The sequence below is a fragment of the Flavobacterium sp. genome (assembly GCF_046153165.1).
Lineage (GTDB): Bacteria > Bacteroidota > Bacteroidia > Flavobacteriales > Flavobacteriaceae > Flavobacterium.
Genome location: NZ_JBJXEN010000066.1, coordinates 55,025 through 79,102, shown reverse-complemented (window position 1 = coordinate 79,102; position 24,078 = coordinate 55,025). Strand labels below are relative to the sequence as shown.

Genomic DNA, 24,078 nt, shown 5'->3' with positions numbered 1-24,078 from the left:
CTTTTTTCATTCAAGAAATTATGATTTTTTTCGTACATACTGAATTCTCTATTCAGTATGTTCATTTTCTTTTCTTTTTCAGGTAAACCTATGAATACTTTTTCGGCCTCTGATATGTCTCCCGATAGATCGTTGTATTTTACTTGAAGGTTTTTTTCGGTGTTTTTGATACTTTCAATTTGGTAATCCGTAAGATCCTTTAGTTTGGCATCAATAATTTTAACTTTTTCGTGTTGTGGAGTATAAGTTAGTAATAAATCTTTTTTGTCGGCTTGTAATTTCTTCATGTTTTTAACCATTTCTGTCGAAAGCAGATCAGTAAATGCTTCAAAATTAGGAGCCAAATCCATATAATCATTTTTTCCAGAGGCGATATATTTGTTTAAATCTTTAATCGCATCAAGATTCATTTTGATATTCGTTTGTTGAATTTTAAGTTGCGATATTTTACGCAAATCGGTTTCTGTTTCTTGAGGAATGTTGATAATATTTTTATTGTCTCTATAATTTTGGATGTTATTTTCTGATTTTGCCAGCTTTTTATCAGAACCATCTATTTCTTTATTCAAAAAAGAAACTGTTGTATTAGCTGCTTTATATTTATTTTCAATATAATCTTTAATGTATATTTCAGCCAGTTTGTTTACAAACAATGCCGCTTTTTCAGGAACATTACTTTTCAGGTTAATTCTAATTACAGGAACATCTTTATCAACAGGAACGATGTCTAAATTTTTATTTATTTTGCTTAATAATTTTTGTTTGCTTAAAAATTCAAATTCGTAATTATCTATAATTTTTACTTCTTTTTTAGATTTGATAAATGCTTCATCAAGTGTGATTAACAGTTTGCCGTGTTCTATTTCTAAAGGCTTTCCAAAAGTGCCTTTTATATTATTCTCTTCATTTGGGTAAGAAAGTAAATAATTTTGGTTTGAAATTACCTGTAATGAATACCGTTTGTCTAATCCTTTTTCTGAGCTAAAAGTACCTTCAATATGAATAGGCGAATTGTTAAATAATTCTACCGATAACATATCACCTTTTCTATATATTTCTAAATCAAAAGGCAGCTCTGAAATGGCTTTTTCTAAAAGCATAGATGATTTTAGGACTTCAATTTCAGTTGATATTTTATTGGCTGAAGCAAAAACATCTAAATCTTTAAAAAGATTTGCTCCAGGAACACCTTCATGAACATCGGCTAGTTTAAGCATAGCGGTACTTTCATACATAGGAGTAACGTAATTCAAGTATTTCTTTGCTGCCAAAACAGAAATAATCATTACGATTACGATGATAGGTAATCCTCTAAAAAGCGGCTTGAGTAATCTAATATTTTCGTTCATAATACTAAGAGTTAAAACAATCCCATTATAATCGCAGCAGCGCTTATAGTAGTGGTTAGAGGAATAATAGTGGCAATACGTTTGTCAAATTCTTTGTTCTTTTTAGAAGGAACAATCACAATGTCTCCAGGATGCAATTGAATATTTTGATTTAAAATATCTACAGAATTTGTTAGATCAAGATTGGTAACTTTTACGTTTTCGCCTTCTTGACGAAGTATTTTAATTGCTTTCAAATTAGCATAAAAATCAAATCCGCCGGTTTTACTAATCATCTCGAGTAAATTGTTGCGGTCTTTATCTACCTGAATTGTATTCGGGTTTCTTACTTCACCTAGAATTGTAATTTCTTTATTTAATACTTTTACGTCGATAACTGGATTAACCAACCATTGTTTTAATTCTTGTTTTATTTCTTGTTTTAATTCTGGAATGGTTTTATTTAGAACATTTTTAGTGCCAATTTTTGGTATTTCAATATCGCCATTTGTGTCTACTAGAAGCCATTTCCCGTACACTTCGTTAGAGTTATAAATGCCATAAATAGAACCCACACTTAAATTGTCTTCACCCCAAACGGAGATAGAAATTTTGTCGTCTTTTCGTATTTTGTATTGATAATTTGCATCGTATTGAAAGTATTGTTTGTCATTAGTTTCTGTTTTTGAAACTAATAAATTTTGTGTTTTACAAGATGTTAGTAATATAACCCACAGTATCATTATTATATTTTTCATGTTTAAATAATTTTTGGGTGTCTGTTTAAATTTTATATGAATGAAAGCAACCTCTGAATAAAACTAGGATTTGCCTTTTTTAGTTCTGCCTTTACCTGAATTATTTTATTTATAATTAGGTTGATTTTTTCACAAACATCAGCATCTTTAATTATGTAATCAAAAGCACCATACTTTAGCGCATCAACAGCAGTTTTAATGTTTTCTTGACCAGAAATCATAACTACATAAATATTAGGATTGTATCTTTTTATTTTTTTTAATACTTCAAATCCTGTGATATCTTCCATGTTATGGTCAAGAAAAATAATTTCTGGATTAAGGTCTAAATTACTTAGACAATCGTTTCCATTACTGAAGTAAGTGATATCATTATAATTGATGTTTATTAGATGTTGTTCGTACAGATTAGCACAAAAGATGTCATCATCTACTATAAAAAATTTGAATTGATTTTGATTTTCCATGTTTTTTAAAATTTATATTCAATAACCCTTATGCTAAAGTCAAGCCAAAAAAATAACTCGCTGTTTATCAGCGAGTTAAATTTTTTAGATATTTTATTTTTTCCATATATTGGAAAAAGATTCCATGGATTTTAAAAAATTACTTATTTAATTCATTTTCTTGTAATTGAATGACAACTTTTTCTAATGTTGTTTTTATGTTGTCAAATAAATGGAGCATTTGATTTTTATCTGAAGTTTCTTTTGCTATTTTTTCTAAAAGTTTTACCTCTTCAAGTATTGAAACAACACCAATTCCTTCAATGCTAGGTTTTATTTTATGAATTAATTTACTTACTTCTACAAAAGCATTGTTTTCTAACGCTTGATTCACTTTATCAATGGTGTCGACAGTTTGTGTATTAAAAATGGTAATCATTTTTAATACAAAATCATGATTTCCACGGCTTAAATTATTTAAAGAGTTGAGGTTGTATAAATTTTCGCCAATGGTAGCATGTGTGTTTAATATATCTGGATTTTTATATACTTGTTTGGCTATTGTTTCTATTAAAATAGTTTCATCAAAAGGTTTTGTAATATAATCGTTCATTCCTGCTTCTTTGCATTTTTCTATTTCAGTTTTGAAAGCATTTGCAGTAAGCGCAATGATGGGGGTCGAAAGTTTAAATTCGTTTCGGATTATCTTAGTAGCCTCAATTCCGTCCATTTCTGGCATTTGAATGTCCATTAAAATGATGTCGAAATTCTGTTTTTTAAGTATTTCGAGCGCTTCGACACCATTTTCGGCCTCAGTAACTTTACAGTTAAAATATTGTAGAGAATTTTGTGCCACCATTCTATTCATATCGTTGTCCTCGACTAATAATATATGAATACCATCAAGATTAGATTGTAGTTTTTTTGAATTTTTTGTTTCAATATTTTTTGCATTGCCAATATTGAAGTTTAGAATAACTTGTACTGTAGTTCCTATGTTTTTTTTACTCTTTACTTCAATTTTACCATTCATCAAATTTACTAATTCTTTTGTAATGGACATGCCTAGTCCAGTCCCTCCAAATTTTCTAGTTATTTTTTTGTCTTCCTGTGAGAATTTTTTAAATAAAGTCTCAACATAATTTTCATCCATTCCAATTCCCGTATCGACTATTGAAATTTTTATATCTTGTGAGGATTTATGATTTTTAAGTAATTCGCATTGAATTAAAATAGATCCCTTTTGCGTAAATTTTAATGAGTTTCCAACTAAATTAAATAGGATTTGTTCGATTCTTAATGAGTCTCCTTTCAAAACTGGTGCAATATTTGAACTAAAATTCATGTCTATTTTTAGTCCTTTTTTATTTGCTTTTGGTTGTAAAACAGTAATAACATTAGAAATAGTTTTCTTTAAAATAAAATCTTCTTCTTCTAGAGACATTTCGCCAGCTTCTATTTTTGAAATATCTAAAACATTATTTATAATGGCTAGCAAATGTTTAGAAGCAATAGAACTATTTTCGATATATTTTTTTTGTAAAACAGTTAACTCTTGTTTGCTTAATTCTCTAAGAAAACCAATAATGGCGTTGAGTGGCGTTCTTATTTCATGGCTCATATTGGCTAAAAAGGCTTCTTTCGCTTTTGATGCTTCTTCTGCTTTTATTTTTTCTTTTTCTAGTTCAATTTCTAATTGTTTTTGTTCTGTAATGTCAAGATGTATCCCTATAGATCCTACTAAGTTACCTTGGTCATCATAATTGGGTGCACCACTTACTGCCCACCATTTTAATTCGCCACGCTTATTTTTTATTGGAATTTGATATACATCGGAAATTCCTTGATTTCGTAATTCTTTTTTTGATTTTATTACATCAAAATTTTCTCCAAAGACAAAAAGGTCAGATGGGTTTTTACCTAATAACTCTGAAGCTTCAAAGCCAGAAATAGCTTCAAAACTTTGATTTGCAAATAATATATTTTCGTTATTATCAACTTCGATAAGCCCAAGATTCATGTTGGAAATAATATTTCGAAATTTTTCTTCTTGAAATTTTAATATTTTTTCTGTTTTTTTTCTTTCGGAAATATCTTGAATAAATGAGCAGAAGAAAATTTCTTCATTTTGTTTTATGGGTATAATAGAAATTTCTATCAGAAACTCTTTGCCTTCCTTATTTAAGGCAGGAAGCTCTATTTGCTTGTTTAAAACAGGACCTTCTCCCGTTAATATATAATGTTTCATGCCTTCATAGTGGCCTTTCTTATGCTCTTTTGGAATGATCGTTTCTGACAATTTTTTGCCAATTACTTCTTCTTTTTTCCAACCAAAAATAGTTTCAGCCTGATCATTCCAAAATGTGATTTCCCCTTTTTTATTAATAGTAATAATAGCATTAAGTGAAGCATTCATAATCAATCGATTACGCTCTTCACTTTGTTCTAATAGATTTTGAGATTGAATGCTTTGTGTTACATCGGTGTATTTCCACAAATGACCTTTGTATTCATTATTGATAAAAATAGGAATATAATCTCTTTCCAAAAATTGATTGTCAATTGTTTCCAAAAGCTCTTTAGAAACAAGTTTTTTGTCACTTAAAATAGTATTTATTCTAGGGCTAAAATCATTTGAATTTTTGAATAAATTTTTAGATTGTTCGGCAGAATTGGTACAATCAATTCCAACCATATCTTGAGGATCTACTGGTATAGAAAACATATTGCAAAACAGCTTATTTGTAAATAATATTTTTCTGTTTTCGTCCTCTACCAGAATTCCAGATTGTAGATTTGCTAATAAATTTTTTAGTAGTTCAACAGTTGTAGAAAGATTTTTTTCAATTTCTTTTCTTTTTTCAATTTGTATATTTAAATACTTTGAAATAAAAAGAAGATCGTCAAAATGAGCTTCGCTTTTTAGATCATTATATTCTTCATCAAGAGCTTCTATTCCATCGTATAAATTAGAAATAGATTGTTTTTTTAGTTCATACTCTTTTTTTAAACTGTAGTTAATTTTATTATATTCTTTTTCACTTTCTTGAAAAGCGTGATTCATTAAATCTTTATCTCTTTCAAATGCCAAATAAGAATCATTTACAGCATTAATGAACTCTTTGAACTCAGGGTTTTCTATGCAATTTTGAGTCAAATACTTTTTAATTTGACGTTGCAACAGTTTATGAGATTCCATTATTTAATCTATTTCGTTGATACAGGTTATAGTCATGGTTTGATTGTGTAATTCACAGTTAGTTAGCGGTTTTAATGGAGAGATTTCTCCGTAAGAATAAAATCCAGTAAGTATTGTGTTTTCTCCAAAAATTTCTGATACCGCTTCAACCTCTTCGTCAATTCGGTTTCCTAAAATTATTTTTCTACCCACACAACTAATCAGTAAGGCTAACTTTGGATTATTTGTGTTCATTTCTAAACAAGTACTAGCGGCTTCACTTGCAGCATCAATCAATCTGTCGAAATTTGCTTTCATAAATCGAACTTGGCTACCTTCAGGAAGGTCGCCTGCAAAAGTCATGGATTGGTCTTTTTCATTTATAGATAAAATGGTTCTTACAATGGGTTCTTGTTCATTAGAGAGTTTTATAGACAAGGGAAATAGTAAGGCAGAACTAGGCAATTCATCAGCGTATTTGCCTAAGTATGTTTTGTATAACTCCAGAGCGTTTTTATCGTCAATTTCATATAAAACATTCTCTTTTGATTTTGTGACCGTTCTTTCCAATCCAAAACTTTCCCAACCACCTAAAGAGCCATGAGATAATCTTAATTTGTCGCCATATAATCCAATAGCAATTACATTGCCAGATGTTGGAATCGAATTAATACCTACAATTGTTTCTTCAAATTTATCGCCATCACCAGCAAGACCGCCAGTAATTAATACCTCGTTAGTTTTTACGGAATTCATTCCTTTTACCAATTCACTTCCATTTACTTTTCCGCCATCGGATAGAATAAATGCTAATTTCAGATTGTCTTGAGGTAATTTTTGTATTAGTGATTTTCCAGCTTCATAACTCGAAGGAAAATCTTCAATGTGAACTTCGGCAGTTGCAATAGTTGAAGAGGCAAAACTTATGGCAACTAACGAAATAGAATCGTCTAAGACCTCATTCCCAAAAATCTCTCCTGCCGATGAGCATAAGGCTATTTGAGCATTTGGAAATTTATTTTTTATGTTTTCATATGATTTTGGAGCCGATAAAAGAGCTCTTGATCCAAAACCTATAACTAATTTGAATAAGGATAAATCGGAATTTTCATGGTTTTCTATCTTTGTAAAAGAACCATTTTGATATAATAAAGAAGCTGTTATCATAGTTTTATTTTTTTTGCTCCAAAGATTGGATTAAGTTATAAATAGTCGATTTCCCGATATCCAGTTTTTTAGCTGTTTTTAAAACATCGTTGTCGTTTTTCTTTAAATGATGAAAGATGATTTCGGCCGTATATTCTTTTAAAGTTTTTATTTATGAAAGAAAAAAACTAGTGTCGTTTATAGAAGTAAATGTCAAGTCATTTGCCAGAATTTCTTTCCCGTCACTCATTACACAAGCTAAATCAATTACCGATTTTAATTCTCTAATATTTCCAGGAAAAGGATATTTGTTAAGTTTTTCTTTGGCTTCTTTTGACAATGAAATTGACTTTATTTTATTGTCTTTAGTAAATAAATCAATAAAATATTTTGCTAAAAGCAACGTGTCATTTCCACGTTCTCTTAATGGAGGTAATTCTATAGGCAATCCGATAATTCTGTAATATAAATCTTCTCTAAAAGTGCCTTTTTTTACTTCTTGAGCAAGGTCTTTATGAGTAGCAATAATCAGTCTGGCGTTAAATTTAACTGTTTCTTTTCCACCTAGTCTAATAACTTCTCTTTCTTGTAAAACACGTAGTAATTTGCTTTGTAGATTCAAATCTAATTCGGCTATTTCATCAAGAAAAATAGTACCTCCATCTGCTTGTTCGAATTTGCCTAATTTTCTGCTATCAGCACCTGTAAAAGCGCCTTTTTCGTGACCAAAAAATTCACTTTCTATTAATTCTTTTGGGATAGCAGCCATGTTTACAGCTACAAATGGTTTGTTTTTTCTGTCTGAATTATAATGAATGGCTTTTGCAACGACTTCTTTACCAGTTCCAGTTTCCCCGTTTATAGAAACATTAATATTTGTATTTAATGCTTTATTAATTTTAATAAAAACATTTTTAATAGCATCACTTTGCCCTATAATTGTTTTTTCAAAACTAAATTTTTGTTCTAGCTTTTCTTTTAGCTCTTCAACTTCTTGAACTAAATTGAGATTTTCCCTAATTTTTATGATTGAATTCCAAAGTAAATCTTTGGTGTGATTATTTTTTACAATATAATCTCTAGCTCCAGATTTCAAAAAATCTACTGCAACCTCAATTTCTTCTTGACCACTAATTATAATTATGGGGATAGCATTATTAATCTCTTGAATTTTCTTGAATAATTTATCACCAGATATGTCAGGTAAGCCAAAATCTAAACAAATAATATCTGGTTTTAAATATAAATTTTCTAGACATTCTTTTCCAGATTGAAAAAGATGTACGTCATAATTGGGATTCAAACGTAAATGATATTTTAAGGTTTCGCCAAAAAAAGGATCATCTTCTATTAGAAATATTTTTAACGTACTCATAACGTAAATTTTAGGAACTACTAATATATAAAATAAATAAATGCAAATTTCATGTTTTTCCAAAAAATGGAATTTTGAAATTTTGTTGTCAAACTTTAATAATTAGAAAATTTGAGATTATATTTGTCGATATAAAATGAATACAAAATTGTAAATCATGATTGATAATTTAAAGAAAATATTAAACGAAGACCAAGATCCAAAAGCTATAGAAAAAATTACAGCTAAACTTGAATCTTTATTAATGAAAAATGAAGAAGTGGGATATATTGGTGTGCAAAAAAAGCCAGCCATTACCGTTTTTCCAGATAGTATCGTAATGACTAACAAAAGAATTATTATTTGTAAGCCTAAAAATTTAGGTTTGTCTATGGATTTTATCGATTATGATTGGGATGATATTGCAGGTGCTTTTGTAAAAGAAAATATTTTAGGATCTGAATTTTCTTTTTCGATTAAAACAGAATTGGTTATTAGTATCGACTATATTCCTAAAAATCAAGCAAGAAAATTGCACACTTTTGCAAAAGAACAAATGGATTTGTTGAAAAATCCACCAGTTACTGCCACAATTATTGAAGAAGTTGCTGTTCAAGAAGAAATTTCTGTTGTAGATACAATTCCTTATGAAGAAGAAGTTATTGAGGAGTTTGAAACGGAAGAGGTAACTAATTTTGCAGAGATTATACCTGCAATACCAACGTATTCTGAGCCAGTTTCCAATCCAGTAAATACAACTTCTGCATCTGAAAAAAAACTAGCTGATTTGTCGCAAGATGAATTGTTCGAAAAACTACAGAACTACAAAAAACTCCTTGACAATGGATTAATCATGCAAGGAGAATATGATAATTATAAGAAAGAAATTTTGAGTTATATGTAATCTCAAAAAAAAGCGGAAAGTTATTTTTCCGCTTTTTTTATTTAATTTTTTAATGCTTCTTTAATCATTGTATCGTCTTTTAGTACGACCTGATAATATTGACTTTCACCTAATAATTGTCGGCAAAATTCAGCAGCGATATAACGTTTGATATAATTTTTACTCGAATCTAAATCGATCATAGTATTATTAAGCTCTATCATTTTTTTGAATTCATTGTAGTACAAATCAGAATTTTCAATTTTAGTAATAATCTGGACAAAATTTAGATTAGAAAATTGGTTTCTGTGGCGATCTAGTTCTTTAAATACATAATTAGAAACTATTCCTGATTGCATTATCATAGGAATAACTTCATTCCCTTTTGTAGATTCTAAAGGCACAAAAACATCTGGTACAATACCTCCGCCACCATATACAATTCGGCCTTTTGGAGTTTTAAATTTTAATGTATCAGCAATTTTTATACTGTCTTTAGCATATAATTCACCATTTTCGTAGCGCTTCATAAATTCATTAAAATATTCTTCGTTTCCTTCTTTGTATGATTTCTGGATAGAACGTCCAGTTGGAGTGTAATATCTAGCAACGGTTAATCTCACCGTAGATCCGTCTTCGAAAGGCATTTCTCGTTGTACTAATCCTTTGCCAAAAGAACGGCGGCCTACAACTAAACCTCTATCATTGTCTTGTATCGCTCCAGCAAGAATTTCACTTGCAGAAGCCGAGTTTTCGTTTATTAGTAAAGTTATTTTTCCGTTTTCGAAAACCCCATTGCTTGTAGCAAAAGTTTTTTCAATATTTTTTTTCTTATTTTTTGTAAAGACAATTAGTTTCTTGTCTTTAAGAAATTCATCGGCAATAGAAACTGCTTGATCAAGATAGCCGCCACCATTGTCTCGAAGGTCTACCACTAGAGAATTTGCACCTTGTTTAATCAGTTTGTCTAAACCAATTTTAAATTCCTTGTAAGTTGTTTCAGCAAAGCGATTTACTTTTATATATCCTGTATTTTTATTAAGCATGATAGCAATATCGACACTTTTTATGGGTATTATATTGCGAATAACTTTTAGATTGAATTTTTTGTTTGTCGATTTTCTAAAAACTGTCAAAATTACTTCGGAGTTTGGTTTCCCTTTTAGTTTTGAATATAATTTTTCTGTTGTAATTTTTTTGCCATAAATCTTTTCGTTGTTGGCTGATAAAATTCTGTCGCCGGCTTTAATTCCTGCTTTTTCCGAAGGACCGCCTTCTATAGGTTTGATAACTGCAACAGTATCATTATCTACAAAAAAATTAACACCAATACCCACAAAATCACCTTTCATACTTTCGGCTACACCTTGTGCTTCATTTTTTGCAATATAAACTGAATGTGGATCGAGTTTTCCTAGAATTCCATTTACTGTTTGATCTACAATCGAATCGGTATTTACATTGTCTACATATTCGTTATTTATAAAATCGATAAGCTTATTAAGCTTTTGCTTGGTCTGATTCTCAGTATTCTGTTTTACAGAAACTGGAATTCTTACAAAAATCCCACCCAACAAAAACCCCATTGCTACTGCAGCAAAAATGATTAATGGAAAATATACTTTATCAACTTTCATCTAGAATTATTATTTATTCAATTTCTTGAATGTGATTTACCAGAACGCCTGCTTTTTCTAGAAATTCTAATCCAGAATTGTCTTTGTAACCTTCTAGATAAACAACTCTTTTTATTCCCGATTGATGTATCAATTTACTACATTCTTTGCACGGAGAAAGCGTAATATATAAAGTCGCTCCCTCGCATGTTTGCGTTGAACGAGCTACTTTAAGTATTGCATTTGCTTCTGCGTGAAGTACATACCATTTTGTAAGTCCTTCTTCATCTTCGCAGCAATTTTCAAAACCAGATGGAGAACCGTTGTAACCATCGGAAATTATCATTTTATCACGTACAATAATCGCACCAACTTGCTTGCGTTTGCAATAGGAAAGTTTGCCCCATTCTTTTGCTAATCTTAAATAAGCTTTATCGTATTTGTTTTGTTTTTTCTCTTTCATTGATTACAAAAGTAAATCATTTTTTTAGTTGAATGATAAATAGAATGAATTTGACATAGATTTAACTAATTTTCATCACAAATTTTACAAATTAATATGTGAAAAATTAATTTTTCTATTTATTGAAGTTAAAATGATTTCTATGATACTTTACTTTTATTGGTTTAATAAAGCTTATTTAAAATAGAGATTGTCACAATATTAATTGTGAGCCAAGATATTTTTGGAGGATTGTAACAGAAGAAGAGAATAAGGTTTAGGTAAAAGCAAAACTTTTAGCTTCTAAAAATCAGTTTATCTACTCCAAATTGGACTTTGTATAATTAACGGAATGACAACGCCTATTATAAATGCCGACATGACCAACGTCCAATCTCTTTTAGAGAATCTAAAAATGGTTTGCACGATGTAGGATATGATTAGAATAACAAAAACAACTATTACTTGAGCGGTTTCTATTCCTAAAGCAAATTCTGATAATGGCAATAGTTTATCTGTTGCGCTTCCTGGTAAAATTGTTTTGAAATAGTTTGAGAAACCTAATCCATGAATAATTCCGAAGAATAATGTAACAAAAGCTAAAAGACTAATTCCTTCTCCTTTATTATTTTTCCCTGCAGTAAATAGATTGAATAATGCTACAATAAGGATTGTGATGGGAATTATAAATTCTATCAAATTAGCTTTAATGTAAACAACGCCAAAAACGGAAAGAATTAATGCTAATGTGTGCCCTAATGTGAATAATGAGATGAGAAGTAATAATCTTCTCCAATCTTTGAAAGCGTATGGAACAGTTAGTGCAATTAGAAATAAAACATGATCGTAAGCACCTATATTAAGGACATGTTTTAAGCCGATATTAAAATATAACCAGAATTCAGACATAACAATAAGGTTTGGGTTTATCAAACTTACAAATTATTTTTTGTTTATGACTATTTTTTAATATTTGATTGTTTTTAAAACTATTTTGAAAATGATTTTAAAGAAAATAAGAATATGAGTATCTTTGTGAAAATATAAAATATAGTATTATGTCTTTTTCAGATTTATTCGATAGCGAATTTAAAACAAGAAATAAAGGTCATTTTTCAGCTATTGTTCGTGTAGCAATTGCGGATGGTGATTTGAGTGCAGAAGAAAAACAATTTTTAGATAAACTAAAAAGTCGTTTGGAAATTTCTGATGCTGAATACGATGAAATTTTAGAGAATCCTCTAAAATATCCTATCAATCCTCCAGTATTGCATACGCAAAGATTAGAGCGTTTGTTTGATTTGTCTAGAATGGTTTATGCAGATCATGTTCTTGGGCCTAAGCAAAAGGAAATATTAACTAAGTTTGCCTTAGCATTAGGATTTACTCCAGGAAATGTAAATTATATTGTAGATAAAGCTTTATCGCTTCTAATATTAAATGTTGACTTAGATACATTTTTATACGAAATGCAACACATGAATAAATAATCTAAAAAAAAGCCCCCTTTAAAATATTTTAAAGGGGCTTTTTAAATAACTAAATCTTAAATGTTATAATTGGTTTTGTTGCATGGTTTACAATTCCTTCTGCTAGGCTTCCGTTAAAAAAATGAGCCAATCCTTTTCTTCCGTGAGTAGACATTCCAATTAAATCAGCTTTTACACTATTTGAAAATTTCAAAATTCCTTTTTCAACACTTGTTTCGTTGTAAATATGTGTTTGAAAATTATTTATTTTAAAATTAGAAACAAAACTTGCCATTTTGTCCTCAGCAGTTTTTGTAGATATAAACTGGTTAGGAGTGTTTATAGTTACTAAATGTAACTTAGCGCCAAATTTGTTTGCAAAGTTAACCACTTCTTGGAAAGGTTTTTTAATCTCATCAGAGAAATCAGAAGCAAAAACGAAATTATTGATAGCGAAATCATTGTCTTCTTCTTTTATTATTAGTACAGGGATTTCAGAATTTCTAACTACTTTTTCTGCATTAGAACCCACAAACATTTCTTTAAATCCGCTTGCGCCATGAGATCCCATAACTACTAAGTCAACATCATGAGCTTTACTTATTTTCATAATACCGTCAAACGCTAATTCAAACTGAACAATTTCAGAAACTTTAATTCCAGAAAGATACTCTTGTTCCATCAAATCTTCTAATTTTTGTAACACAGCATTTTTAAAAAACATCACTTCAGGAATTTCTCTTCCTTGCGATACCGCATCACTTCCTTGATGTGGTAACTCAAGCATGTGAACTAATAATATTTCGCTGTTATTTTTTTTGGCAATTTGCGCCGCTACTTTAAGAGCGTATTCGGCATTTTTAGAAAAGTCAGTTGGGACTAAAATTCGTTTCATAATCTTCTTTTTTGATTTTGTATTAGTGTTAGTTTGGAAATTAAATCTTCAATAAAGATAAGAAATTATTTAACACTATGCAATATTTCGTAAATTAAAAAAAAGTAGTATATTTGCGCATTATTAAGCAGTTTATCTAAATAATGAGGGAAGCACTGCTTCCCTCTTTTTATACAATATGACATTTAAAGAAAACGTAAAAGACCTTTTAGAGCGCGGTTTGGCAGAGTATCCAAGTCTGTTTTTAATTGATTTAAATATTAATGATGCAAACAAAATTGTTATAACTTTAGATGGTGATAATGGCGTTCAATTGCAAGATTGTATCAATATCAGCAGGTCAATTGATAATAATTTAGACCGAGAAGAAGTGGATTTTGCTTTAGAAGTTGCTTCTGCTGGAGTTTCGTTGCCATTAAAATTAGTTCGTCAGTATAGAAAAAATATTGGAAGAACTTTAAAAATAAAAACTTCGTCTCAAACCATTGAAGCTTTGCTTTTAGAGGTTTCGGAAGAGGACATAACGGTAGAATGGAGTTCGAGAGAACCAAAAAAGATAGGAAAAGGAAAAGAAACAGTAGCTCATAAAGAAAAAATCGCTTACGCGGATATTCAAGAGGCTATAGTTGTAATAATATTTTAAATTAAAAGAGTTGGCATGGAGAATTTAGCATTAATAGATTCATTTTCAGAATTTAAGGACGACAAATCAATAGATCGTCCAACGCTTATGGCGATTTTGGAAGATGTGTTTAGAAACGCATTGAAGAAAAAATACGGTTCAGACGATAATTTTGATATCATTATCAATCCCGATAAAGGTGATATGGAAATCTGGCAAAGAAGAGTGATTGTAGCTGATGATGATTTAGATTTAGATCACCTTGAAATTACACTTACTGATGCGAGAAAAATCGAGCCGGATTTTGAAATTGGTGAAGAAGTTTCTGAAGAAGTAAAGTTAATTGACCTTGGAAGAAGAGCTATTTTAGCATTGCGTCAAAATCTTATTTCAAAAATTCACGAACATGACAATACAAATCTTTACAAACAATTTAAAGATTTAATTGGTGATATATATACAGGAGAAGTTCATCACGTGCGTCCAAGAGTAGTAATTCTTGTGGACGATGAAGGGAATGAAATTATTTTGCCAAAAGAAAAACAAATTCCGTCTGACTTTTTCCGTAAAGGAGATAACGTTCGTGGAATTATTGAAAGTGTTGAGCTAAAAGGAAATAAACCTCAAATTATTATGTCTAGAACTTCAGAAAAATTTCTAGAAAAATTATTTGAACAAGAGATCCCGGAAGTTTTTGACGGATTAATTATGGTTAAAAAAGTAGTTCGTATTCCTGGTGAAAAAGCAAAAGTAGCTGTTGATTCTTATGACGATCGTATCGATCCAGTTGGAGCTTGTGTCGGAATGAAAGGATCACGTATTCACGGAATTGTTCGCGAATTAGGAAATGAAAATATAGACGTTATTAATTATACGACTAATACCCAATTGTATATTACAAGAGCATTAAGTCCTGCAAAAGTATCTTCTATTAAAATTAATGAAGAAACGAAACGCGCCGAAGTTTTCTTGAAATTAGAAGAAGTTTCAAAAGCAATTGGACGTGGAGGACATAATATTAAATTAGCCGGTCAATTGACTGGTTATGAGCTTGATGTAATTAGAGAAGGAACTGTTGCTGCTGATGATGATGTAGAATTAACAGAGTTTTCAGACGAAATTGAAGCTTGGGTTATCGAAGAATTTGCAAAAATTGGTTTAGACACAGCAAAAAGTATACTAAGTCAAGATGTAAACGATTTAGTGAGAAGAACCGATTTAGAAGAAGAAACTATTCTTGAAGTAGTTAGAATATTGAAAGAAGAATTTGAAGAGTAAATTCTTGATTAGCATGCGCATACCACAATAAAAAGATAATATAAAAAGATTTTATGTCTGAAGGTACAATAAGAATAAACAAAGTTTTAAGGGAATTTAATATCTCGTTAGAAAGAGCCGTAGATTATCTAAAGGATAAAGGACACGTAATTGAGTCTAATCCTAATACGAAAATCTCTGACGAAGTGTATAATGTCCTGTCTAATCAATTTGCTGGAGACAAAGGAAATAAAGATGCTTCAAAAGAAGTTGGAGAAGAAAAGCGAAAAGAAAAAGAAGCTTTGCGTGTAGAGAGAGAACACGAAATAGAAGAAAAACGCAAACAAGATGAAGAGCGTCAACGTCAGGAAGTTATCAAGGCAAAAGCGATTGTGACCGGACCAAAACAAGTCGGAACAATTGATTTATCGCCTAAAACTATTATCAAACCAGCTATTACTCCAGAAGTAAAAGCGGAAGTGAAAACTGAAGTAAAAGTGGAAGTAAAGGCTGAAACGCCAGTTGTTAAAGCTCCTGAAAAAGTAGAGCAACCAAAACAAAATGTAGTAAAAGAGGCTCCTATAAAGGTTATCCCAATTACTAAAGCACCACCTATTAAAGAAATAGTAAAACCAGTTGTCGAAAAAGCACCAGAAGTAACTTCAAATCCTTCAGTTGAAGAAGCTCCAGTTGATGAGACACATGAAACACAATATACAAAACTTTCTGGACCTACTTTTTCAGGTCAAACTATCGATTTGTCGCAGTTTAACAAACCTAAAAAGAAAGTTGAAGAAAAAGGCGCTATAAAACCAGCAGGAGCAGGAAACAATAATAACGCTAATAAAAATAAACGAAAAAGAATCCCAACTAAACCAGGTGAAGCCAATGCAACGCCTAGAACACCAGGGACAAACTTAATTAGACCAAACACAGGTGGTGGAAACGCGACTGGAGGAAGTTTTAATCGTGCAAACAAACCAGGTTTCGTAAAAGGAGCAAGACCAGCTATTGTAGCTAAAGTTGAGCCAACTGAAGAGGAAGTAAAAAACCAGATTAAAGAAACTCTTGAACGTTTACAAGGAAAAGGAAGTAAATCGAAAGCAGCGAAATATCGTCGTGACAAAAGAGATACACACCGTCAGAAGTCTGATGATGAGCAAAGAGAAATCGAAGCTGGAAGTAAAACTATCAAAGTAACAGAATTTGTTACTGTTGGTGAGGTTGCAACGATGATGGATGTGCCAATTACTAAAGTAATAGGAACTTGTATGTCACTTGGAATCATGGTAACGATGAATCAGCGTTTAGATGCAGAGACATTGACAATTGTTTGTGATGAATTTGGATTTGAAGTAGAATTTATTACGACTGATTTAGAAGAAAATATTGAAGTTGTCGAAGATTTGGCAGAAGATTTAGTACATCGTGCACCAATTGTTACCGTAATGGGTCACGTCGATCACGGGAAAACATCTTTACTGGATTACATTCGTAAAACAAACGTAATTGCAGGAGAATCAGGAGGAATTACACAACATATTGGTGCATACGGGGTAGAGTTAGAAAACGGTCAAAAAATCGCTTTCTTAGATACACCAGGACACGAAGCGTTTACTGCGATGCGTGCACGTGGAGCTCAAGTTACCGATATTGCAATTATTGTTGTTGCTGCCGATGATGATATCATGCCTCAAACAAAAGAAGCAATATCTCATGCACAAGCTGCAAATGTGCCAATTATATTTGCCATCAATAAGGTAGATAAACCAAATGCTAACCCTGAAAAAATTAAGGAGAAATTAGCTGCAATGAATTTCCTTGTTGAAGACTGGGGAGGAAAATACCAATCGCAAGATATATCTGCAAAAACAGGTATTGGTATGAAAGAATTATTAGAAAAAGTATTGCTTGAAGCCGAAGTTTTAGACTTAAAAGCAAATCCAAATAAACCAGCAACAGGAACAGTTGTTGAAGCATTCCTTGACAAAGGGCGTGGATATGTATCAACAGTATTAGTACAAGCAGGAACCATGCGTGTAGGAGATTATATTCTTGCAGGTAAAAATCACGGAAAAATCAAAGCTATGCAAGATGAACGTGGTAATAATGTTACTGAAGCAGGGCCATCTACACCAATATCTATATTAGGTTTGGCTGGCGCACCAACAGCTGGAGATAAGTTCAATATTTTTGAAGACGAAAGAGAAGCAAAAGCAATTGCTGCAAAACGTACTCAATTAATGCGTGAGCAGTCTGTACGTGTACAACGTCATATTACACTTGATGAGATAGGTCGTCGTATTGCATTAGGACAATTTAAAGAATTGAACATTATCCTTAAAGGAGATGTTGATGGTTCGGTAGAAGCATTATCAGATTCATTCTCAAAATTATCTACACCAGAAATACAAATCAACATTATTCACAAAGGAGTTGGAGCTATTACTGAAACTGACGTAATGTTAGCTTCGGCATCAGATGCAATTATTATTGGATTTAATGTTCGTCCAGCAGGAAATGCTAAGCAATTAGCAGAAAAAGAAGAAATCGACATTCGTCATTATTCTATTATCTACGCTGCAATTGATGATTTAAGAGATGCGATGGAAGGTATGCTTTCTCCAGAAATGAAAGAAGAAATTACAGGTCTTGCAGGAGTTAGAGAACTTTTCAAAATATCTAAAGTAGGAACTATTGCAGGATGTATGATTACAGATGGTAAAATACTAAGAGCAAATAAAGTACGTGTAATCCGTGACAACGTAGTAATTCACACAGGTGATATTATTGCATTAAAACGTTTCAAAGATGATGTAAAAGAAGTAGCAAAAGGTTACGATTGTGGTATCCAAATAAAAGGATTCAATGAAATTGAAATCGATGATATTATTGAAGGATTTACAGAAGTAGCTGTAAAAAGAAAATTGAAATAATATTAAATAATTAACTTAGTAAACTAAAAATTTTATAGGTTAAAAATAATATAATATTACCTAAAAAAGGGTCACGTTAGCGTGACCCTTTTTTGTTGAAAATAATAAAACTAAACTTAACTCAAAATTATTATTCTTTTACTAATTTGATTGTGGTTTGACGATTGTTGTCGTCAGTTATTTTTACAAGGTAAATGCCTTGTTTTAAATCATCTATGGAGTATAAATGATTAGTGTCGAAACTTCCTTTGAAATTTTTTACCAATTGTCCAGTGATATTATAAATCTGAACATTCGAAGCAAGATGGGTTAAGCTAAATATGTTATTAGTTGGATTAGGATATAATGAAATAGATTTTGTTAATTCAAATTCATTATTTGCTAAACTTGGTGCTAATTGGTTTCCGTAAATTCTAAATTCTCCAGCGGGAATATTTAATGTAGCAGTAGTATTGGTAACATTTATCGAAGAATTATCCATTAAGTTATACCAAGTTCCTACATAAGGAAAGTTGGGTATAATATTAAGTGCTGCAACTGAAAAGTTAGAAATTACAACTACATTTTTTAATGAATTTACAGGAAGTGCATCATCCCAAATATACATTCTTTGTCTAACATTACTTGCAGCTCCATCCGGACTAATAGTATAATTTCCTTCAAAAACAGGTTCGTTAATTTTTAAAGTATTCAGCTTTGCCCAATCATTATAAACAATAGATCTGTTTGCATCAGCCAACCAGTTGTTTGCCCACTGTGGTTGAGGTTTTTTGTCTAGTTTGCAATCTCCCGGAGTTGGATCAACTTGATTATTTATTGTTCCGTTGTTACAAGTAAAAATAGAGGAATCCCAGCCTAATTCTCCAAAGTGCCAAATCATTTTTGGACCAGGAACTAATAAGTGCATGGCTGCCATGGTTGACATTCTTTTTAAAGCATTGTTTAATATTCTAGCGCTTTGTCCTGCAGTGTTTCCTTCAGTAAGTGTTCTATACATGGTGCGTTCTTCGTCATGACTTTCCGCATAACCTACTAAACGTCTGTTTGTAAAACCTCTGCTACTGTTTCCCACACGAGCAATATCGCCATTAAATCCTTTTGATAAAGTAGCATATTCATCAGACATTTTCCCCCATAACATAACACCTTTGCTTGGTGTCTCTCCAATTCTATAATTTGCCCATTGTTGTTCTTCATTATCAGTTCCTAAATGTTCAAAAATAGTGTAATGTGTTGGGTCTAAACTCCAAGAATAATCGGCATAATCTTTTAGAATAGCTACTCTGTCTGCTTGATAAGCATTTGTGCAAGCATCATCTCCAGCAGAACAAGCTTGTGTAAAACCTTTAGTTAAATCCCAACGAAAACCATCAATTTTATATTCTTGAATCCATTGTTTTATAACTCTTTTAGTATAGTTTTTTGTTAATAATGAAGCATGATTAAAATCAGAACCTACACTATAACTATGTTTGGCTACGGTGTTGAAATAAGGATTTTCTGTGCTTGGATCACCCCAGCCATCACCATCAGGATCATTCATCCACATTCTATTCATAGGATTTCTTCCAAAAGCATGGTTAAGCGCAACATCTAGAATTACTGCGATTCCATTTGTGTGACATAAATCGATAAGTTCTTTAAATTTATTTGATGTGCCATAAAATTTATCTAAAGCCATGTGAAATGAAGTATTGTAACCCCAACTTTCATTGCCTTCAAATTCCATTACAGGAAGTAATTCTATAGCGTTGATTTTTAAATTTTTAAAATAAGAAATTTTGTTAATTAAATCTTGAAAATTACGATTGGCATCAAAATCTCTAACTAGAACTTCATATATTACTAAATCTTCTTTTTTAGGTTTCGAAAAATTAGTGTTTACCCAAGAATAAGCCGTTTGGCCTGTTTGCAAAACAGTAACTTCACGATCTTGTCCAGTTGGATAACTTGGTATGCTTGGATACGATGCTGCCGGTATATAAGGATCATCAGTAGGCGATAATACTAATGTCGAATAAGGATCTGCAGTTTTTACTAATGATGGAGAGTTTGCAATAGGAGTGGTGTCTACAACCCAATATTGATAATTATAATTTACCCCAGAAGTTAATCCTGTAAGTTCTAACCAAAACTTTCCAGTTGTTGGATCTTTCTTCATCGCATAAGAAGTATTGGGTTGATAGTTATTGAAACTACCAGCCACATATACAAAATCTTTACCGGGAGCATCAAGAACCAAAGTCGCTTTTGTAGCATCTCCAGGATTATAGTTAATGCCATCATCTAAACCACCAGCCATTGCTTGCGATGTTGTTCCTGGGTTTACTACAACATTAAATTTTTTCGAAAAAACCGTAACTCCTTGTGTTATTTGTAACTCATACGATTTGTTTGTCGTAATATTCAAATCGGTAAAGCTATAAGTTGTACCAGTTGAGGTGTTTATACTTGTTCCGTTTGCCAATAAATTATAATTAGCATTTCCATTGATATTATTAGCTGAAATACCTAAATTTTGACCACTTGATATAATTGTACTGCTATTCTCTATTGGAGATACTAATGTAGCTTGAAAAGCGCCAACATTCAGTTGTAAATCTACTGATTGTTGCGTGCCATCTGCACTTCTAAAAACGATATTTATTTTTGTAATAATTCCAGCAGCTACACTATAAAAACTTTGTATTGTAGGCGTTAGGTCTAACTTGTAAATATTTCCGGAAACTAATGTTAAAGCAGGTTGTGTAGTGTTATTTCCCCATGTACCAATAGTGTTAGACCATGTTGTACCATTTAGTGTTACGCCAGTATGAGCATAAATGGTTCCTGTATAAGCGGATAATCCAGTTCCAGTTTTATCAAAAAGTATCGTTCCCGTTTGATTTGCTTCGGGAATTAAACCACCTTGCCATGAAACCTGTGAAAAAGATTTGATGGATAAGAAAGAGAGTAATAGTATGAAGTAAATTTTTTTCATTTCTAAAATGGTTTTTTGTTTTATGAAAAAAAGGGCTGAAATATTCCAGCCCTTTTAAAATATTTTATTTAATTTACGCTATACGTATAAGCTCTTGGATTGCTTAAGTCTAGGATGACAGTATAAGTTCCCGGAGTAGTTATTGATAAATTTGGACCGCCAAAATCCATAAACCCGTCTCCATTATTATCACCACCTAAGTTTAATGTCCATCCATTATTTGCTCTAAATTTAAATTCTCCAGCTGTTAAAGCAATTGTAATTTGCCATTTTTTTGTTGTTGAATTATATGTCATGTCATGATCTAAAGCAGGGTCAGGCCATCCGTTTGGAGTTGCTGCACCAGTTATAGCCCAACTAGCAGGATCTGCAGAGTATTTTAATCCATTTGGATTAGCACCAGTTACAGCACCAGTATTTGCTTTTACATAATAATAACCTGCTGTTCCTACATTACAGTTTGATTCTCCAGTCTCTACAAGAGTTCCTGCAAAACTACCATCATCTCCAAAATCTGGAGTACCCCAATCAAAAGTCCCATCAACTTTAGGGGTTAAAAATTTATAATCCCCATCAAGCCAAACAAATCCTTCATAATCTGTCTTTCCATATGCAGAAGCAGCTAGTAATGGTGCAGTTGCTGGAGACCAACCCTGGTGGTTTCCAGGTACTGCAATTTTTGGTAATGCATTAGTGTAAGGAGTTACATTAACTGTAATTACATTTGAATATTGGATCAATGCATTTGCCCCATTACCCAAAGAAGATTTAACTCTAATATCTATATTAGTAGCAGTATAAGGAGTAAAAGTTGGTTCTGGAAGAAACCCGTTTAATTGTTCGTGTGTCCAAGACAAAAATTTACTGTTTGTTGTTCCAGCAGCAATTGGTGCTGCAAAATCGGTTCCGCTTTTTGCAATTTCTACAGTGTAATTTGCTTGAGAAGGCACACCGTTTTCACTGTGTTCCCAATCTAAGGCAGCAATTAAATTGTTTGCATTTGCAGGGCTTAATACTAAACCACCTGCTGGAACAGTTGATATAGAAAGTACGGGACCACCATTAGCAACCGCAACAGGATCGATGTCTTTTTCTGTACATGAGCCCAATGAAATTAATAAAAGGGCAAAAATTGATTTTTTTAATATATTTTTCATTTTCTTAAAATTTATAGTTAGTAACCTGGGTTTTGTGTCAAATTTGGATTTGCTTCTAAAGCTGTTGAAGGGATTGGGAATAAATTATAGTTACTAGAAATAGATGTTCCTGTTGCAGAACCACCTTTCCAAGGCCATAAATAACTTCCTCCTGCAAATTTTCCAAAACGAATTAAGTCAGAACGTCTATGACCTTCAAGATTTAATTCTCTTGCTCTTTCGTCAAGAATTACTTGTAACGAAGCTGGAGAATTTACAACAAATGGGACTCCAGGATCACCAACAACTAATGCAGTAGCACCAGCTCTTGTTCTAACATCATTAAGGTAAGTTAATGCTTGTCCTAAAGTTGTTCCTGTTGCGCCACGAACTGCACATTCTGCATACATTAAGTAAGCATCTGCCAATCTGTATAAAGGGAAATCTGTTCCAGAGAAAGAAGTTGGAGTTGATGGACCTGAAAAATTCGAATTTCTAAATTTAACACATGGATATCCATTAGTCCAAGTTTTATAATCTGTCATTTCATAAGTATGACCTCCAGTCCAGAATAATTGTGCTCTAACATCAGTTGAAGCTGCTAGTGCTCCAGCTGAACTACCAAACAATCCATACCATGCTTTTGTAGCTCTATGACCACCCCAACCATCAGTTGCTCCGTAGTTGCTTAGTGTCATAGTATCACTATTTAAACTTCCATTTACAATGTAAGTAGTGTTGCCATAACTCTGACTAGCAAGTGCGTCTGCAATAAGTGGGAAAATAATTTCTGTTGAGTTATTGTTATCTCCAGAAAAATTAGAAACAAAATTAGGTGATAATGAGTAACCACCTTGTGTAATTACTTTGTTAATATATGTTGCAGCATCATTGTAACGAGGTGTTCCCGTATAAACTTCGGCATTCAAATATAATTTTGCTAACAACATCCTTACTACCGATTTGTTTGCTCTACCATAACTATTTGTTTGTGCAATTTTAGATTCTACATCAAGCAATTCACTTTCAACAAAATTGAATAATTCAATTCTACTCGCTTGTGGTTTAGGAATTGCATTTCCTAAATCTGCTTCTGTAACTAAAACGCCTTTTCCAAAACAGTCAATCATGTAGTAATAAGCTAAAGAGCGCAAGAAACGCAATTCACTAACATATTGTTCTTCATTAGGAACATCGACACCTTCGTTAAGGATTTTGATGATATTACTCGTTTGTGGTACAGTATAATAAACTCTATCATATAAATATTTAAAGAATTTATTATTAGGACTCCAATCTTTTGTTGTGGTTAGTTGGTCTAAACCATCATCTCCCCAACGATTTTTCATACCATCGGCAGTAAAATCTTGTAAGTTTATAATTCCTCTTAAGAAAGCAGTTTCTCCTGGATCTGGTCCAGAAATATCTGAGCTCCCAGGACCACTAGGTCCAGAAAGGGCAAAAGTTCCATACATTTTAGACACAAGTCCTTCAATAGCTTGTGGGTCTTGAGCAAGTAAATTTTCTAGAGAAAGTTCTACTTTTGGTGTTGTATCTAAATCGTTTACACACGAACTAAATAGCAAACCAACTAACCCCAAACTTAAAATTTTAATTTTTAAATTTTTCATA

Annotated in this window: 18 protein-coding genes; 5 read left to right on the top strand and 13 right to left on the bottom strand. The window is 31.8% G+C overall.

Annotated elements, in window-relative coordinates; all coding sequences use genetic code 11:
* From ACKVOV_RS07555 to ACKVOV_RS07530, 6 genes are all read right to left on the bottom strand, one after another.
* Window positions 1-1,349, bottom strand: a 1,349-nt coding sequence (locus tag ACKVOV_RS07555; protein ID WP_409206155.1) for a Wzz/FepE/Etk N-terminal domain-containing protein, incomplete at its 3' end; no start/stop codon positions are given.
* An 11-nt stretch (window positions 1,350-1,360) separates the two neighbouring features.
* On the bottom strand, window positions 1,361-2,086 hold the full coding sequence (locus tag ACKVOV_RS07550; RefSeq protein ID WP_409206154.1) for a polysaccharide biosynthesis/export family protein: 726 nt from the start codon (window positions 2,084-2,086) through the stop codon (window positions 1,361-1,363).
* Between the two features lie 32 nt (window positions 2,087-2,118).
* Window positions 2,119-2,553 (bottom strand): response regulator, encoded by a 435-nt coding sequence (locus ACKVOV_RS07545; RefSeq protein WP_409206153.1) that lies wholly within the window; start codon window positions 2,551-2,553, stop codon window positions 2,119-2,121.
* A gap of 139 nt (window positions 2,554-2,692) precedes the next feature.
* Window positions 2,693-5,731: a PAS domain S-box protein gene (locus ACKVOV_RS07540; protein WP_409206152.1), complete on the bottom strand. Its 3,039-nt coding sequence runs from the start codon at window positions 5,729-5,731 to the stop codon at window positions 2,693-2,695.
* A 3-nt stretch (window positions 5,732-5,734) separates the two neighbouring features.
* On the bottom strand, window positions 5,735-6,877 hold the full coding sequence (locus ACKVOV_RS07535; RefSeq protein WP_409206151.1) for an FIST signal transduction protein: 1,143 nt from the start codon (window positions 6,875-6,877) through the stop codon (window positions 5,735-5,737).
* 151 nt (window positions 6,878-7,028) lie between these two features.
* Window positions 7,029-8,231 carry a sigma-54-dependent transcriptional regulator gene (locus ACKVOV_RS07530; protein ID WP_409206150.1) on the bottom strand — a complete coding sequence of 401 codons (1,203 nt, stop codon included), beginning with the start codon at window positions 8,229-8,231 and terminating at the stop codon, window positions 7,029-7,031.
* A 157-nt stretch (window positions 8,232-8,388) separates the two neighbouring features.
* On the opposite strand from ACKVOV_RS07530, the gene ACKVOV_RS07525 reads away from it, so the two are divergent.
* Window positions 8,389-9,114, top strand: a complete 726-nt coding sequence (locus ACKVOV_RS07525) for a PH domain-containing protein (RefSeq protein WP_409206149.1) — start codon at window positions 8,389-8,391, stop codon at window positions 9,112-9,114.
* Window positions 9,115-9,155: 41 nt separating this feature from the next.
* On the opposite strand, the gene ACKVOV_RS07520 is transcribed toward ACKVOV_RS07525, so the two are convergent.
* The 3 genes from ACKVOV_RS07520 to ACKVOV_RS07510 form a co-directional block, all read right to left on the bottom strand.
* A complete protein-coding gene (locus tag ACKVOV_RS07520) occupies window positions 9,156-10,730 on the bottom strand; it encodes a S41 family peptidase (protein WP_409206148.1) in 1,575 nt (524 codons plus the stop codon).
* Window positions 10,731-10,743: 13 nt separating this feature from the next.
* Entirely contained in the window at window positions 10,744-11,172 is a 429-nt protein-coding gene (locus ACKVOV_RS07515; RefSeq protein WP_409206147.1) for a deoxycytidylate deaminase, read from the bottom strand.
* 294 nt (window positions 11,173-11,466) lie between these two features.
* Window positions 11,467-12,060 carry a HupE/UreJ family protein gene (locus ACKVOV_RS07510; RefSeq protein WP_409206146.1) on the bottom strand — a complete coding sequence of 198 codons (594 nt, stop codon included), beginning with the start codon at window positions 12,058-12,060 and terminating at the stop codon, window positions 11,467-11,469.
* 149 nt (window positions 12,061-12,209) lie between these two features.
* Here ACKVOV_RS07510 and ACKVOV_RS07505 point away from each other — a divergent pair, with 149 nt between their 5' ends.
* Window positions 12,210-12,641, top strand: coding sequence for a TerB family tellurite resistance protein (locus ACKVOV_RS07505; protein ID WP_409206145.1), 432 nt, complete (start codon window positions 12,210-12,212; stop codon window positions 12,639-12,641).
* A gap of 49 nt (window positions 12,642-12,690) precedes the next feature.
* Here ACKVOV_RS07505 and ACKVOV_RS07500 read toward each other — a convergent pair whose 3' ends face one another.
* Window positions 12,691-13,515: a universal stress protein gene (locus ACKVOV_RS07500; protein ID WP_409206144.1), complete on the bottom strand. Its 825-nt coding sequence runs from the start codon at window positions 13,513-13,515 to the stop codon at window positions 12,691-12,693.
* Between the two features lie 178 nt (window positions 13,516-13,693).
* Here ACKVOV_RS07500 and rimP point away from each other — a divergent pair, with 178 nt between their 5' ends.
* From rimP to infB, 3 genes are read left to right on the top strand one after another with little or no spacing between them, the layout of a single operon-like run.
* The gene (rimP, locus tag ACKVOV_RS07495) at window positions 13,694-14,158 is read left to right on the top strand and encodes a ribosome assembly cofactor RimP (RefSeq protein WP_409206143.1); all 465 of its coding nucleotides are present in this window, start codon (window positions 13,694-13,696) and stop codon (window positions 14,156-14,158) included.
* A 15-nt stretch (window positions 14,159-14,173) separates the two neighbouring features.
* Entirely contained in the window at window positions 14,174-15,415 is a 1,242-nt protein-coding gene (nusA, locus tag ACKVOV_RS07490; protein ID WP_409206142.1) for a transcription termination factor NusA, read from the top strand.
* A 53-nt stretch (window positions 15,416-15,468) separates the two neighbouring features.
* Window positions 15,469-18,330 carry a translation initiation factor IF-2 gene (gene infB / locus ACKVOV_RS07485; protein WP_409206141.1) on the top strand — a complete coding sequence of 954 codons (2,862 nt, stop codon included), beginning with the start codon at window positions 15,469-15,471 and terminating at the stop codon, window positions 18,328-18,330.
* Window positions 18,331-18,460: 130 nt separating this feature from the next.
* Here infB and ACKVOV_RS07480 read toward each other — a convergent pair whose 3' ends face one another.
* From ACKVOV_RS07480 to ACKVOV_RS07470, 3 genes are all read right to left on the bottom strand, one after another.
* Window positions 18,461-21,310, bottom strand: a complete 2,850-nt coding sequence (locus ACKVOV_RS07480) for an alpha-amylase family glycosyl hydrolase (RefSeq protein WP_409206140.1) — start codon at window positions 21,308-21,310, stop codon at window positions 18,461-18,463.
* A 68-nt stretch (window positions 21,311-21,378) separates the two neighbouring features.
* Complete coding sequence (locus tag ACKVOV_RS07475) at window positions 21,379-22,467, bottom strand: SusE domain-containing protein (protein ID WP_409206139.1); 1,089 nt, start codon at window positions 22,465-22,467, stop codon at window positions 21,379-21,381.
* Between the two features lie 17 nt (window positions 22,468-22,484).
* Window positions 22,485-24,077, bottom strand: a complete 1,593-nt coding sequence (locus ACKVOV_RS07470) for a RagB/SusD family nutrient uptake outer membrane protein (protein ID WP_409206138.1) — start codon at window positions 24,075-24,077, stop codon at window positions 22,485-22,487.
* Window position 24,078: the final 1 nt, after the last annotated feature.